Source organism: Agromyces bauzanensis, assembly GCF_014645655.1.
GTDB classification, from domain to species: Bacteria; Actinomycetota; Actinomycetes; order Actinomycetales; family Microbacteriaceae; genus Agromyces; species Agromyces bauzanensis.
Map to the genome: position 1 here is coordinate 161,544 of NZ_BMMD01000003.1, position 13,643 is coordinate 175,186.

The 13,643-nt window shown below is 71.0% G+C and carries 9 protein-coding genes; 5 read left to right on the forward strand and 4 right to left on the reverse strand.

The features are described 5' to 3' along the window. Positions 1-59: 59 nt before the first annotated feature. Positions 60-2,921 carry a cation-translocating P-type ATPase gene (locus IEX31_RS04610; RefSeq protein ID WP_188742261.1) on the reverse strand — a complete coding sequence of 954 codons (2,862 nt, stop codon included), beginning with the start codon at positions 2,919-2,921 and terminating at the stop codon, positions 60-62. A gap of 142 nt (positions 2,922-3,063) precedes the next feature. Between IEX31_RS04610 and IEX31_RS04615 the strand changes: the two genes are divergently transcribed. The 4 genes from IEX31_RS04615 (at position 3,064) to IEX31_RS04630 (ending at position 7,642) form a co-directional block, all read left to right on the forward strand. Further along, positions 3,064-5,232 carry a heavy metal translocating P-type ATPase gene (locus IEX31_RS04615; protein WP_373285498.1) on the forward strand — a complete coding sequence of 723 codons (2,169 nt, stop codon included), beginning with the start codon at positions 3,064-3,066 and terminating at the stop codon, positions 5,230-5,232. A gap of 160 nt (positions 5,233-5,392) precedes the next feature. Beyond that, positions 5,393-5,761 (forward strand): nuclear transport factor 2 family protein, encoded by a 369-nt coding sequence (locus IEX31_RS04620; RefSeq protein ID WP_188742262.1) that lies wholly within the window; start codon positions 5,393-5,395, stop codon positions 5,759-5,761. A 136-nt stretch (positions 5,762-5,897) separates the two neighbouring features. Continuing rightward, positions 5,898-6,335: a YciI family protein gene (locus IEX31_RS04625; protein ID WP_188742263.1), complete on the forward strand. Its 438-nt coding sequence runs from the start codon at positions 5,898-5,900 to the stop codon at positions 6,333-6,335. Continuing rightward, positions 6,335-7,642: an RNA polymerase sigma factor gene (locus IEX31_RS04630; protein WP_188742264.1), complete on the forward strand. Its 1,308-nt coding sequence runs from the start codon at positions 6,335-6,337 to the stop codon at positions 7,640-7,642. Before IEX31_RS04625 ends, IEX31_RS04630 begins: the two co-directional genes overlap by 1 nt. 78 nt (positions 7,643-7,720) lie before the next feature. On the opposite strand, the gene IEX31_RS04635 is transcribed toward IEX31_RS04630, so the two are convergent. Both IEX31_RS04635 and yczR read right to left on the reverse strand, forming a co-directional pair. Further along, a complete protein-coding gene (locus IEX31_RS04635) occupies positions 7,721-10,909 on the reverse strand; it encodes an efflux RND transporter permease subunit (protein ID WP_188742265.1) in 3,189 nt (1,062 codons plus the stop codon). A 196-nt stretch (positions 10,910-11,105) separates the two neighbouring features. After that, complete coding sequence (gene yczR / locus IEX31_RS04640) at positions 11,106-12,545, reverse strand: MocR-like transcription factor YczR (protein ID WP_188742266.1); 1,440 nt, start codon at positions 12,543-12,545, stop codon at positions 11,106-11,108. A 62-nt stretch (positions 12,546-12,607) separates the two neighbouring features. Here yczR and yczE point away from each other — a divergent pair, with 62 nt between their 5' ends. Continuing rightward, positions 12,608-13,333, forward strand: a complete 726-nt coding sequence (gene yczE / locus IEX31_RS04645) for a membrane protein YczE (RefSeq protein WP_188742267.1) — start codon at positions 12,608-12,610, stop codon at positions 13,331-13,333. Positions 13,334-13,378: 45 nt separating this feature from the next. Here yczE and IEX31_RS19425 read toward each other — a convergent pair whose 3' ends face one another. Further along, complete coding sequence (locus IEX31_RS19425) at positions 13,379-13,522, reverse strand: TipAS antibiotic-recognition domain-containing protein (RefSeq protein ID WP_308423472.1); 144 nt, start codon at positions 13,520-13,522, stop codon at positions 13,379-13,381. Between the last annotated feature and the right edge of the window lie 121 nt (positions 13,523-13,643).

Genomic DNA, 13,643 nt, shown 5'->3' on the forward strand with positions numbered 1-13,643 from the left:
GTTCATCCCAGCATGAGACGGATGCCCCGCGCCCGCCTGTTCTCGCAGCGCGAACCCGCTCAGCCCGCGGGGACCGCCTGGGCCGAGGCATCCGCGCGCCGACCCTCGATCATGCGGATGCCGAGCTTGCGCAACTCCTCGACCCAGACGACCACCGAGGCCATGCCTGCACACACGAGCCAGTGCTCGAGGCTGAGGCTCTGCGTGCTGAACGCCACCTGCAGCGGCGGCAGCGACACCACCGCGATCTGCAGCAGCACGGCGAGCACGACCGCACCCCAGAGCCACCGGTTCGCGAAGAGCGCTCGGAACGCGCTCGAGGTGGCCGAACGCGCGTTGAACGCCGTGAGCAGCCCTGCGAACACGAGCGTCGTGAAGCCCGCGGTGCGCGCGGTGTCGAAAGAGTTCGTGCCGCCGGGGATGAGGCCGCCCGGCAGGAAGATGTCCATCGTGAGCAGCGTGATGACTGATATCACGAGGCCCGTGGTGCCGATGCCGATCCACATGCCCGAATCGATCGCCCGGTCATGGATGCCGCGTGGCGGCCGCGTCATGACGTCGTCGATCTCGGGGTCGACGCCCATCGCGAGCGCCGGACCCGAGTCGGTGACGAGGTTCATCCAGAGGATCTGCGTGGCGAGCAGCGGCAGCACGAGCCCGTCGCCGCCCGCCTCGGTGAATCCGAGCACCCCCGCGAACACGACGCCGAAGAAGACCGTGAGCACCTCGCCCATGTTCGAGTAGAGCAGGTAGCGCAGGAACTTGCGGATGTTGTCGAAGATCACCCGGCCCTCGCGCACGGCGTGCACGATGGTCGCGAAGTCGTCGTCGGCGAGCACCATCTTGGCCGCCTCCTTGGTGACCTCGGTGCCCGCGATGCCCATGGCGATGCCGATGTCGGCGGATTTCAACGCGGGGGCGTCGTTGACGCCGTCGCCTGTCATGGCGACGATCTGGCCCTCCGCCTGCAGGGCATCGACGATGCGCAGCTTGTGTTCGGGCGCCACGCGCGCGAACACCGACACGGTGCGCACGGCGTCGCGCAGCTGGTGCTCGTCCATGCCGTCGATGCGGGCGCCGGGCAACGCGATGCCCTCCTCGTCGATGATGCCGAGGTCGCGCGCGATGCGGGAGGCGGTCGCCGGATGGTCGCCCGTGATCATGATGATCCGGATGCCGGCGGCGTGCGCCTCGGCGATCGCCGGTCGCACCTCGGGGCGCGGCGGGTCGATGATGCCCACGACACCGGCGTAGACGAGTCCCTCCTCCGAGGACTCGTCGAACGATGCCGCGTCCGGGGCCCCGCCCGTGGCCGCGAGTTCGGGCGCCAGGCGGTACGCGACCCCGAGGGTGCGGAACGCCTCCTCCGACAGCGCCTCCATGTCGGCGAGGCAACGGGCCCGCCGCACGGGGTCGAGCGGCACGATCTCGGTGCCGACCTGCAGCCTGGTGCAGTGCCGCAGCAGCACGTCGGGCGCACCCTTGCTCAGCACGACGAGGTCGCCGTTCTCGTGGCGATGCGCCGTCGACATCATCTTGCGCTCGGAACTGAACGGCACCTCGCCCACGCGGCCGTAGTGCGCCGCCTCCTCCGCGGTGCCGGCGAGCTTGCCGGCCGCGACGAGGAACGCCGCCTCGGTCGGGTCCCCCTCGATCTCCCACATGCCGTCGCGTTCGGCGAGCTGCGCGTCGTTCGCGAGCGAGCCGACGCCGATCACGATCTGCGCCTCGGCGAGCAGGGGCCCCTCGCCGAGCTCCAAGCCCTTCGACGTGGCGCGGCCCATCGGCGCGTAGCCGACGCCGCCGAGGTCGACGGTGCCCGATGCGGTGACGATCCGCTGGATGGTCATCTGGTTCGTCGTGAGCGTGCCGGTCTTGTCGGTGCAGATGACGGATGCCGATCCGAGCGTCTCGACGCTCGAGAGCTTCTTCACCACCGCGTTCCGCTTCGCCATGCGCTGCACGCCGAGGGCGAGCACCAGCGACAGGATCGCCGGAAGGCCCTCGGGCACGGCGGCCACGGCGAGCGAGACGCCGAGCAGCAGCACGGTCACGAGGTCGGCGGGCGAGCCGATCCCCTGCACGAGCGCGACGGTGATCATCACGACGATCGCGATGATCACGACGATGCGGCCGAGCATGCGACCGAGATGGGCGACCTCGTCCTGCAGGGGCGTCGGCTCCTCCACCGTCTCGTCGAGCATGGTGGCGATCGCACCCATCTCGGTGGACATGCCGGTGGTCGTCACGATCGCCCGGCCCGTTCCGCGGCTCACCGCCGTGCCCTTGTGGACCATGTCGAATCGGTCGCCGAGCGGCACCTTCGCGTCGATCGTGTCGACGCGCTTCTCGACGGCCTCGCTCTCGCCGGTCAGCGACGCCTCGGCGACTCGGAGGGAGTTCGCGCGGAACAGGCGCGCGTCGGCACCGACCTGGTCGCCCTCGGCGAGCACGAGGACGTCGCCCGGCACGAGGTCGCTGCTCGGCACGGTGTGCAACTCACCGTCGCGGAGCACGGCCGAGTGCGCCTGCGTCATCACGGCGAGCGCCGCCACGGCGCGTTCGGCCCGTGATTCCTGCACAAGACTGAGCGCCGCGTTCAGCAGGATGATCGCGACGATCACGATCGCGTCGATCGGCCAGCCCTCGGCGCCCTCGATGATCCACGCGATGAGCGAGATCACGACCGCCGCGACCAGCAGCAGGATGAGCGGGTCGGTGAACTGCGCCACCACCCGTCGCCAGAGCGGACTGCGCACGGCGCTGCGCAGTTCGTTCGGTCCATGCTCGGCGAGCCGCGCGGATGCCTCGTCCGACGTCAGCCCGCGTTCGGGATCGACACCCATGACGCGGGCGACGTCGGCGGCATCCGTTCGCACCGGGTCGAACGTGTCGGCGGACGCTTCCCGAGGACTCGTCATGCCTCCATCCTCGCAAGCCGCGACCGGAGTTGCCGGAAATCTCTCGCGAAGGCGGGAACAGATCGCGGGGGCGGTGCGTTCTTGGTGGTGAGCAATACCCACTGGGGGTATTCGCGAACCGGGTGGCAACGGAGGAAGATCGATGAGCATGACCCGAGATGACATGCACGAGCACCACGCCGGGCACGAGGGACACGACATGCCCGGCCACGACATGGCGGAACACGGCGGCCACGACATGGCGGAACACGGCGGCCACGAGATGGCGGGACACGGCGCTCATGGCGGCGGGCATGGCGGTCACGGCGACCATGTCGCCCAGTTCCGCCGCCTGTTCTGGATCATGCTCGTCGTCGCGATCCCGACGATCGCGTTCAGCCCCATGTTCGCCGGCATCATCGGCTACGCGCTGCCCGATTCTCCGCTGATCCCGTGGATCTCACCGGTCCTCGGCACCGTGATGTACTTCTGGGGCGGGCGCCCGTTCCTGACCGGCGCCTGGTCGGAGCTCAAGGCGCGCAAGCCCGGAATGATGCTCCTCATCGGCCTCGCCATCACCGTCGGGTACTTCGCGTCGCTCGGGGCGACGCTCGGCATCCTGCCCCACCACCTCGACTTCTGGTGGGAGCTCGCCCTCCTCATCGTGATCATGCTGCTCGGCCACTGGATCGAGATGCGCTCGATCGCGGCCACGTCGTCGGCGCTCGACGCCCTCGCTGCGCTGCTGCCCGACGAGGCCGAGCGAGTGGTCCCGTCGGACTCGGCCACCGGCGAGACGACCACCGAGACCGTCTCCCCGTCCGACCTCGTCGTCGGCGACATCGTGATCGTGCGTCCCGGCGGCCGCGTGCCGGCCGACGGCGACGTGATCGACGGCACGGCCGCCATGGACGAGTCCATGATCACGGGGGAGTCGAGCACCGTGAGCCGCGGGCCCGGCGACCACGTCGTCGCCGGCACCGTGGCCACCGACACGGCGATCCGCGTGCGCGTCGACGCGATCGGCGACGACACCGCGCTCGCCGGCATCCAGCGACTCGTCGCCGAGGCGCAGGCCTCGAGCTCTCGCGCCCAGCGCATCGCCGACCGGGCTGCCGGGTGGCTGTTCTGGTTCGCTCTCGGCGCCGCCGCGATCACCGCGGCCGTCTGGTGGGCCATCGGGCTGCCCGAGGAGGGCGTCATCCACACGGTCACCGTGCTCGTGATCGCGTGCCCCCACGCACTCGGCCTCGCCATCCCGCTCGTGGTGTCGATCGCGACCGAGCGGGCAGCCCGCGGCGGCGTGCTCGTCACCGACCGACTCGCGCTCGAGACCATGCGCACGGTCGATGCAGTGCTGTTCGACAAGACCGGCACGCTCACCAAGGGCGAGCCGGCGGTCACGGATGCCGCGGCCGTCCCGGGGCACGACCTCGACGACGTGCTCGCGCTCGCGGCATCCGCCGAGCACGACTCCGAGCACCCGCTCGCGAAGGCCATCGTCGCGCACGCCGGCCACCGGCAGCTCGCGACGGTCGCGGCATCGGGCTTCGAGGCATCCGCCGCCATCGGCGTGCGCGCCGAGGTCGGAGGTCGCACCGTGCACGTCGGTGGACCGGGCATGCTCGCTCGCGAGGGCCTCGATGCGGTCCCCGAGTCGCGGGAGTGGGCCGAGCGCGGATCGACCGTGCTGCACGTCGTCGTCGACGGCGAGGTCGCCGGCGCGATCGCCCTGGCCGACGAGGTGCGTCCGGAGTCGAAGGAGGCGGTCGACGCGCTGCACGCCCTGGGCCTGCGCGTCGTGATGATCACCGGCGACGCAGAGCCCGTGGCGCAGACCGTGGCGGGGCAGCTCGGCATCGACCGCGTCTTCGCGGGCGTGCGCCCCGAGGACAAGGCCGCCAAGGTGCAGGAGCTCCAGCACGAGGGCCTCAGCGTCGCGATGGTCGGCGACGGCGTGAACGACGCCCCGGCGCTCGCACAGGCCGACGTCGGCATCGCAATCGGCGCGGGCACGGACGTCGCGATCGCGTCGGCCGGCGTCATCCTCGCGTCATCCGACCCTCGCTCGGTGGTCTCGGTCATCGAGCTGTCGCGCGCGAGCTACCGCAAGATGACGCAGAACCTGTGGTGGGCCGCCGGTTACAACCTGATCTCGGTGCCGCTCGCCGCCGGTGTGCTGGCCCCGATCGGGTTCGTGCTGCCGATGTCGGTCGGCGCGATCCTGATGTCGCTGTCGACCGTGATCGTCGCGGCGAACGCGCAGCTGCTGCGCCGCCTCGACCTGCGTCCCGAGGCATCGGCTCGTGCGGTGCTCGAGCGCGTCGGCTGACGGGAGCGCCGTTCACGACGCAGGAGAACGGGCCCCATCCCGCCGCCACGGCGGGGATGGGGCCCGGATTCCTGCGTTGTCGGGCATCCGCTCGCTCCAAGGGGCTACGCAGCCGACCCGGCTCTGGGCACGAGCCGCGCGGACGGGTAGCGTGCTGGGCATGGACGACTCGATCGCGGTGCTCGTCGCGGGCGCCGAACGCAGGCTGCTGGAACCCGAGGTGCGCCGCGACCCCGAATCACTCGGCGAGCTGCTGCACGACTCGTTCCGCGAGATCGGCAAGAGCGGCCGGCTGTGGACGCACGACGAGCTCATCGACGTGATGACTGGCTCCGACGCGGTCGAGCTGCAGTCGGCCGTCGTCACGGGTGAGCACGTCGAACTCGTGGCGCCCGACCTGGCCCTGCTCACCTACACGCTCGACGCGAATGGCGAGCGCAGTCGCCGCAGCTCGCTGTGGCGCATCTCGGGTGGTCGTCCGCGACTGGTGTTCCACCAGGGCACGCCGCTCGGCCCCGGCGTGGCCTGAGGCGACCGCAGGTCGGCGCCATCCGTCACTCGACCGACCGAAGCTGAAGTTCGCGCCGATGTCGATCCGGCCCCCTGCCCGTTCGACGACAGAGTGAGGCGGGCGCTTCGGCCCGCACCGACCGAGGAGGACGACGATGAAGTACATGCTGATCATGCGGGCGAACGAGCAGGGCATCGAGGCGTACCAGGAGATGGATCTCAACGAGGTCATCGCCGCGATGGGCCGCTACAACGAGTCCCTCATCAAGGCCGGCGTGCTGCTCGCCGGTGAGGGCCTGGCCGATGCCACGGAGGGGTTCGTGGTCGACTTCGACTCGACGCCGCCCGTGGTCACCGACGGCCCGTACGCCGAGGCGAAGGAGCTCTTCAACGGCTTCTGGATCATCCAGGTGTCGAGCAAGGAGGAGGCCGCGGAGTGGGCCAAGCGCTGCCCGCTCGGCCCCGGGGCGCGGCTCGAGGTGCGCCGCGTCACCGAGCTCGAGGACTTCCCGCAGGACAACGAGTGGATCCGGAAGGAAGCAGAGTGGCGCGACGAGGCCGAGGCCGGCCGACTGGCACGACCGGCTGAGTGATGCGCGCGGATGCCTCGGGCTCGGTCGAGTCGGCGTCCGACGCCGACGCCGACCAGGCCCGGCGCGCCCTCGCCGCCGTCTGGCGCATCGAATCGGCCCGCATCGTCGCCACGCTGACGCGCTTCACCGACGACGTCGGGCAGGCCGAGGACCTCGCCCAGGAGGCGATGCTCGAGGCCCTCCGGCAGTGGACCGAGGAGGGCGTGCCGAACAACGCCGGGGCGTGGCTCACGACCGTCGCGAAGCGGCGCGCCATCGACGGCTGGCGTCGCCGTGAACGGCTCGACGAGCGATATGCCGCAATGGCGCGCGATCTCGAGCAGCAGGGCGGCGAGGCATCCCGCGACTTCTTCGACCCCGACACCATCGACGACGACGTGCTGCGGCTCGTCTTCGTGGCGTGCCACCCGGTGCTGTCGCGGGAGGCGCAGATCGCGCTGACGCTCCGGATCGTGGGCGGCCTGTCGAGCGAGGAGATCGCACGCGCGTTCCTCGTGCCCGTCGCCACGGTGCAGCAGCGCATCGTGCGGGCGAAGAAGACCCTCGCGGCGGCGAACGTCCCATTCGCCGTGCCCGAGCCGCAGGACTACGCCGAGCGCCTGGGTTCGGTGCTGAGCGTGCTCTACCTGATCTTCAACGAGGGGTACCTCCCGGCTTCCGGCGAGGAATGGGTGCGGCCGGATGTCTCGGCAGAGGCCCTGCGCCTGGCCCGCATGGTCGCGAACCTCATGCCCCGCGAGCCCGAGGCGTGGTCGCTCGTGGCCCTCATGGAGTTCCACGCGTCGCGCTTCGCCGCGCGGGTCGCGCGCGACGGGACCCCCATCCCGCTCGACGAGCAGGATCGTAGCTGCTGGGATCGAGCGCAGATCGAACGCGGACGCATCGCCCTCGCCAGGGCTGACCGCATCGGCCGGGGCCGCGCCTCGTACGGGCTGCAGGCGGCGATCGCCGAATGCCACGCCGTCGCGCCCACGGCCGCCGACACCGACTGGGGGCGGATCGTGGTGCTCTACGAGGCGCTCGGACGCGTCGCGCCGTCTCCGGTGGTCGAGCTGAACCGCGCCGTCGCCGTGGCGATGGCCACCGGCCCCGCGAGCGCGCTGCGTCTCGTCGACGAGCTCGAGCGGAGCGGCAGGCTCGCGGGCTACCCCGGACTCCGCGCCGTGCGCGGCGAGCTGCTCGCCCGGCTCGGGCGAACGCAGGAGGCGCGCGGCGAACTCGAGACCGCCGCCCGGCTCACGGGCAACACGCGGGAGCGCGCCGCGCTTCTCGCGAAGGCGGCGGCCCTGCGCCCGACCGCCGGTTGAGGAGGCCGCTCGCGGTCGTCTCGAAACCCGCCTCCGCACGGGCCGGGTTTCGAGACGCGTCGCCTCCGGCGGCGCTCCTCAACCCGCGATCGGAGCCGCGCGCCGCAGCGCACGGCGCTCGCGCGCGCCCTCGACGAGGTTGTAGAGCACGGGCAGCACGATGAGCGTGAGCGCGGTCGACGAAACGAGGCCCCCGATCACCACGAGCGCGAGCGGCTGCGAGATGAAGCCGCTGTGGCCGGTGACCCCGAGTGCCATCGGCAGCAGGGCGAAGATCGTCGCGAGCGCCGTCATGAGGATCGGCCGCAGTCGTCGTGACGAGCCGTGCAGCAGGGCGTCGCGCACGTTCATGCCCCGGTGCCGGTACTGGTTCACGAGGTCGACGAGCACGATGGCGTTCGTCACCACGATGCCGACGAGCATGAGCACGCCGACGAGCGACGCGACACCGAGCGGGACGCCGGTGATCACCTGCAGCGCGATGGCGCCGGTGGCCGCGAACGGCACCGACACGAGCAGCAGCAGGGGCTGCAGGAGCGATCGGAATGTCGCCACCATGACGATGTACACGATGAGGATCGCCGCGAGCAGCGCGAGTCCGAGCTGCGCGAACGACTCGGCCTGGTCGGCCGCGACGCCGCCGATCGAGGCGGTCGCACCGGCCGGGAGGTCGGCGCGCTCGATGGCGGCCGTCACCTGTGCGGTGGCCGTGCCGAGGTCCTCGTCCTTCGGTGTCGCCGAAACGGTCGCGCTGCGCAGGCCCTGCACGGTCGTGACCGACGACGGCCCGTCGACCTCGCCGACGGTCGCAAGCGAGTCGAGCGGTACGAGGCCCGCAGGGGTCGGTACGTCGAGCGCCGAGAGCTCGCCTATCGTCGCGGGCGGGTTCTCGGTCGCCAGGTAGATCGTGAGCGTCTTCTCATCGATCACGACCGAGCCGGCGGACTGCGGCTGCGTGGCGGCCGAGACGTAGCCGCCCAGGGCGACCTCCGAGTAGCCCGCGGCCGCGGCATCCGTTCGGTCCACCTCGACGGCGATGTACCGGCGCGATTCCGACAGGTTCGACGTGGTCTGAGCGAGCGAGTCGAGCCCGTCGAGCTCCTCCAGCACCGACTCGGTCGCCGCGGCCAGGTCCTCGGCGTTCGATGCGGTGACGTCGACCTCGATGTCGGTGGAGGCGCCGAAACCGCTCGAAGCGGCGAGGGTGACCTCGCCGACGTCCTCGAGCTCGTCGAGTTCCGACCGCACCGATGCCTGCAGGGCATCCTGATCGGCGCCCTCGTCGGTGGTCACCGAGTACGTCACGGTCGCGCCGCCTCCGCCGCCGAGCACCGCCGCGAGACCGCGCCCGCCCGAGCCGATCGACGTCTGCACGGTCTCGACGCCCTCGGTGTCGCGGATCACCTTCTCGACGGGCTGCGACGCCTCGTCCATGGCCTCGAGGCTCGAGCCGACGGGGAGCTCCTGGGTGACCTGGAAGGTGTTCTGACCCGAGGAACCGAGGAAGTTCGTCTTCATGAACGGCGTGAGTGCGATCGTACCGCCGAGGATGAGCACGGCGATGATGATCGTGACCACGCTGTGCCGCAGCGTCCACTCGATGATCGGCAGGTAGCCGCGCTGCAGGCGCGACGGGTGCTCGAGTTCGTCGACGGTGCGCGCTGAGCCCGTCGGAGCGGCCGCGGGGCTCGTCTCCTCGACGAACGCGGCCGCCGCGATCTCCGCCTCGTCCTCGTGCCTGTGGACCCTGGCCGGCTTCAGGAACCAGTACGCGAGCACCGGCACGATCGTGAGCGAGACGAGCAGCGACGCGAGGAGCGCGATCGTGACCGTGAGCGAGAAGGGACGGAACAGCTCCCCCGTCACGCCCTCGACGAGCGCGATGGGCAGGAACACGGCGACGGTCGTGATGGTCGACGCCGTGATGGCGCCGGCGACCTCGCGCACGGCGCGGATGATCGTCGACGCCTTGTCGGCGCCCTCGACGAGGTGCCGCTTGATGTTCTCGATGACCACGATCGAGTCGTCGACGACGCGGCCGATCGCGATGGTGAGCGCGCCGAGCGTGAGGATGTTGAGCGTGTAGTCGGCGGCCTGCAGCCCGATGAACGTGATGAGCACCGACGTCGGGATGGAGATCGCGGTGACGAGCGTCGCCCGGATCGACATCAGGAACACGAGGATGACGAGGACGGCGAACGTGAGGCCGAGCAGGCCCTCGGTCGCGAGCGACTCGATCGACTGCTGGATGTAGGGTGCCTGGTCGAACACCACCGTGAACGTCGCGCCGGGGTTCGTCGTGTCGAGCGACGACTCGAGGTCGGGCAGCAGCGCCCGCACGGCGTTCGACACCTCGACGGTGTTGGCGGCGGGGAGCTTCGTCACCGAGATCGTGAGCGCGGGCTCGCCGTTCACGCGCGAGATGCTCGTCACCGGGTTGTCGGTGAGTTCGACGGATGCCACGTCGTCGATGGTCGTGGCGACGGTCCCTGAGCCCGTCGAGGGACCCGAATCCGCCGCAGCACCCGCGCCGAGCACCGGCAGGCCGGCGATGTCGTCGACGCTGCCGAGGCGAACGCCGGCCTGCACCGCGAATGTCGAGTCGCCCTCGGTGATCGTGCCGGCGGGGACGAGCAGGCCGTTCTGCTGCAGCGCATCGCGGATCGCCTGCTGCGTGAGGCCGCGCGCGGCGAGCTCTGCGGGCTCGGGGGTGATGGTGACGCGCTGGCCGACATCGCCGACGAGCGTCGACTCGCGCACGCCGTCGACGTCGTTGATCTCGCCGAGCGTGGTACGCGTGATCTCGTCGGACAACGCGCTCACGTCGTCGACGCCCGTCACGGCGACCGCGATGACGGGGAAGTCGTCGAGGCTCAGTGCGAGCACCTGCGGCTCGACGTCCTCGGGAAGGTCCGCGGCGATGCGATTGACCGCCGAGAGCAGCTTCTGCTCGGCGAAGGCGAGGTCGGTGCCGTAGGTGAAGCTCGCCGTGACCCGTGAGAGCCCGGTCGAGCTGGTGGTCGATGCGGTCTCGAGGCCGGTGATGCCCTGGATGGCCGTCTCGATCGGCGTGGAGACATCCGTGTTCACGACGTCGGGCGACGCGCCGGGATAGGCGGTGACGATCGACAGCTGCGGGAACGCGATCGACGGCGCGAGCTCCTGCTTGAGGTTCGTGAGCGAGATGCCGCCGAAGATCGCGACGACGACGGTGACGAGTGCGATGAGCGCCCGGTTCTTCATGCTGAGCGCGGCAAGCAGGTGCATACCCACGATTCTCGCAGGGGCATGATGGCCGGCATGTCACGGCCGGCTGTGAATCCACTCGGCGAGGATGCTGGACTCCGGCCTGCCGCCGCCGCTGACGTCGGACGAGCGTGGGGATGAGCAGATGACGTCGGCGGTCGCCGTGCGGCAGACGCCGTGGCCTCGTCCCGGCACCGGACCCGGCGCCTTTCGCAAGTCAGACGACCGAGGACAGCAACTCGGGTTCGGACTCCGCGACGGGCGCGTTGGCGAGCGACCGCCATGTGCGGGCGAGCGCCTGCACCGCGGCATCCGTGAGCTCGGGTGAGTAGCAGATGGGCAGGCGGATGAACCGCTCGAACGCCCCGTCGATGCCGAAGCGCGGCCCGGCCGCCACGAGGAGGCCTTCGCGGCGAGCTGCGAGCGCGAGCTGCGAGCTCACGGGCGCGCCGAGTCCGACCCACGTCACGATGCCGCCATCGACGTGCGGCACGTCCCACTCGGGGATCGCGTAGGCGAGCAACGCCTCGAGTCGGTCGCGTCCGGCGCGCAGCTGTTCCCGGCGGAGGTCGAGGATCTCGTCCATGCGTGCGAGCGCCCGCGTGATCATGAGCTGCTCGAGGATGGGCGTGCCGAGATCGCCCGGCGATCGCACGGCGAGGAGCCGCCGGATCAGCGGGCGCTCGGCGCGGATCCAGCCCACGCGCACGCCGCCCCAGATCGTCTTGCCGACCGAACCGATCATCACTGCCTGCCCGTCGGCTGCCATGGGCGGGAACTCGCCGACCCGGTCGATCGAGAGTTCGGCCGTGGTCTCGTCGGCCACCACGACGGTGCCCTGGCTCGCGGCCGCATCGAGCACCTGCTGCCGGGCGGTGCGACTGAGGGTGCGGCCCGTGGGGTTCTGGAAGTCGGGCATGAGGTACGCCATGGCGGGATTGGAGTGCCGGATCGCCTGCACGAGCGCCGCCGTCTCCTCGCGCTCGTCGGCGCCCGAAGCGCACGGCGAGGCGGGCACCGGCACGAGCCGCGCGCCGGCGGCCCGCAGCGCCTCGTACGCGTGCGGGTACGTGGGCACCTCGATGAGCGCTCGGTCGCCGCGGCCGATGATGGCGCGGGAGAGGAGCGCGATGGCGTGCTGGGCGCCGATCGTCACCATGATCTGCTCGGGCGTGGTCGGCAGCCCCCGCACCGTGTACCGGTCGGCGATCGCCGCGCGGAGCCCGGGCGTTCCGATCGGGTCGTAGCCGGCATCCGACAGGTGTGCGGGAAGGTCGTCGGCCGCCTGCCGAGCGAGCTCCGGCAGCCGGGGCAGCGCGGGCGGCGCGGCCTTGGAGAAGTCGAGGTATTCCGTCTCGAGGGGTGCGGGGAGCACCGCCGGAGCGCCCGGCAGGCGCGCGACACTGCCGGAGCCCCGCACGCTCTGCAGGAGGCCCTGCTCGCGGAGGTGCCGGTAGGCGGCCGTGACCGTCGTGCGGCTGCACCCGAGTCGATGGGCGAGATCGCGCTCGGCCGGAAGCCGGGTGCCGACCGCGATGCGCCCGTCGAGGATGAGGAGGCGGATGCGTTCGGCGAGTTCCTCGTAGGCGCTGCCCGCGCCGCGCCAGTCGCCGAGGAGCAACTCGAGCGAGCGAGCCGTGAGCGTGAGATCCGCCATCAGGCCACTCTAGGCGAATTGGCTTCTTGCGAGAAGGCCAATTTGAGAATTGGATTGCTGTCATGCCCCGCCCCTTCGTACGTCCCTCCGATTCCGCCCCGTTGCTCGCGCGTCGCCTCGTGCAGCTCTTCACCGGGCTGTTCCTCTACGGCATCGGCATTGCGCTCATCGTGCGCGGCGAGCTCGGCGTCGCCCCGTGGGACGTGCTCACGCAGGGCATCGCCAAGCAGACGGGCTGGACCTTCGGCGTCATCACCATCGTGACGAGCGCCGTCGTGCTGCTGCTCTGGATCCCGATCCGCCAGAAGCCCGGCTTCGGCACCGTGATGAACGCGCTCCTCGTCGGACCCTTCGCCGACGTCGGGCTCTGGCTCATCCCGCCGGGCCTCGACCTCTGGGTGCGCGTGCTGCTGCTTCCGGCCGGCATCGTCGTGGTCGCGATCGCCACGGGCCTCTACATCGGCGCCCACTTCGGTCCCGGTCCGCGCGACGGACTCATGACGGGCCTGCACCGCGTGACCGGCTGGAAGATCTGGATCGTGCGCACCGGCATCGAGGTCGTCGTTCTCGCCGCCGGCTGGCTCCTCGGCGGCAACGTCGGCATCGGCACGCTGGCCTTCGCCCTCCTCATCGGCCCCCTGTGCGGGTACACGATCCCGCTCTTCGCGATCAAGCGATCGAACCGGATGCCGCAGCCGGCCGCCGGAACCGCAGGCGTCGCCACTCCGGGCGAAGCGGATGCACCGACGCCGACCGGCCCCGTGGCATCCGTCACCGCCGCATCCTGACGTCGATCCTGCGCAGCCGCTGCAGCGTGCGCTCGGCGTGGACGGTCACCGCGTCACGCACGACTCGGCACCGGCCCGGCCGCCGTAGTTCGCAGCGAAGCGCTCGTCGGCCAGGTACATGTCGGCGAGTCCGAGGAAGTACTCCTTCGTCGGCTGGCCCCCGCCGGGGGGTCGATGCCCCGCTCGCACGCCGCCGTCCAGTCGCTGCCGAGCTGCACGTGCCCGCTGCTACCACGCCGTCTTGTCGGCGGCGCTCAGCCATCCCCCTCTGCGGATAGTTGCGTCCGGCCTACACGCGATATATCGTGAG

Bases quoted from the DNA above. Each gene is read 5' to 3' on its own strand.
- IEX31_RS04610 (WP_188742261.1), bottom strand. From the start codon at position 2,921: ATGACGAGTCCTCGGGAAGCGTCCGCCGACACGTTCGACCCGGTGCGA.
- yczE (WP_188742267.1), top strand. From the start codon at position 12,608: ATGCCCCGCCCCTTCGTACGTCCCTCCGATTCCGCCCCGTTGCTCGCG.
- yczR (WP_188742266.1), bottom strand. From the start codon at position 12,545: ATGGCGGATCTCACGCTCACGGCTCGCTCGCTCGAGTTGCTCCTCGGC.
- IEX31_RS04625 (WP_188742263.1), top strand. From the start codon at position 5,898: ATGAAGTACATGCTGATCATGCGGGCGAACGAGCAGGGCATCGAGGCG.
- IEX31_RS04635 (WP_188742265.1), bottom strand. From the start codon at position 10,909: ATGCACCTGCTTGCCGCGCTCAGCATGAAGAACCGGGCGCTCATCGCA.
- IEX31_RS04615 (WP_373285498.1), top strand. From the start codon at position 3,064: ATGAGCATGACCCGAGATGACATGCACGAGCACCACGCCGGGCACGAG.
- IEX31_RS04620 (WP_188742262.1), top strand. From the start codon at position 5,393: ATGGACGACTCGATCGCGGTGCTCGTCGCGGGCGCCGAACGCAGGCTG.
- IEX31_RS04630 (WP_188742264.1), top strand. From the start codon at position 6,335: ATGCGCGCGGATGCCTCGGGCTCGGTCGAGTCGGCGTCCGACGCCGAC.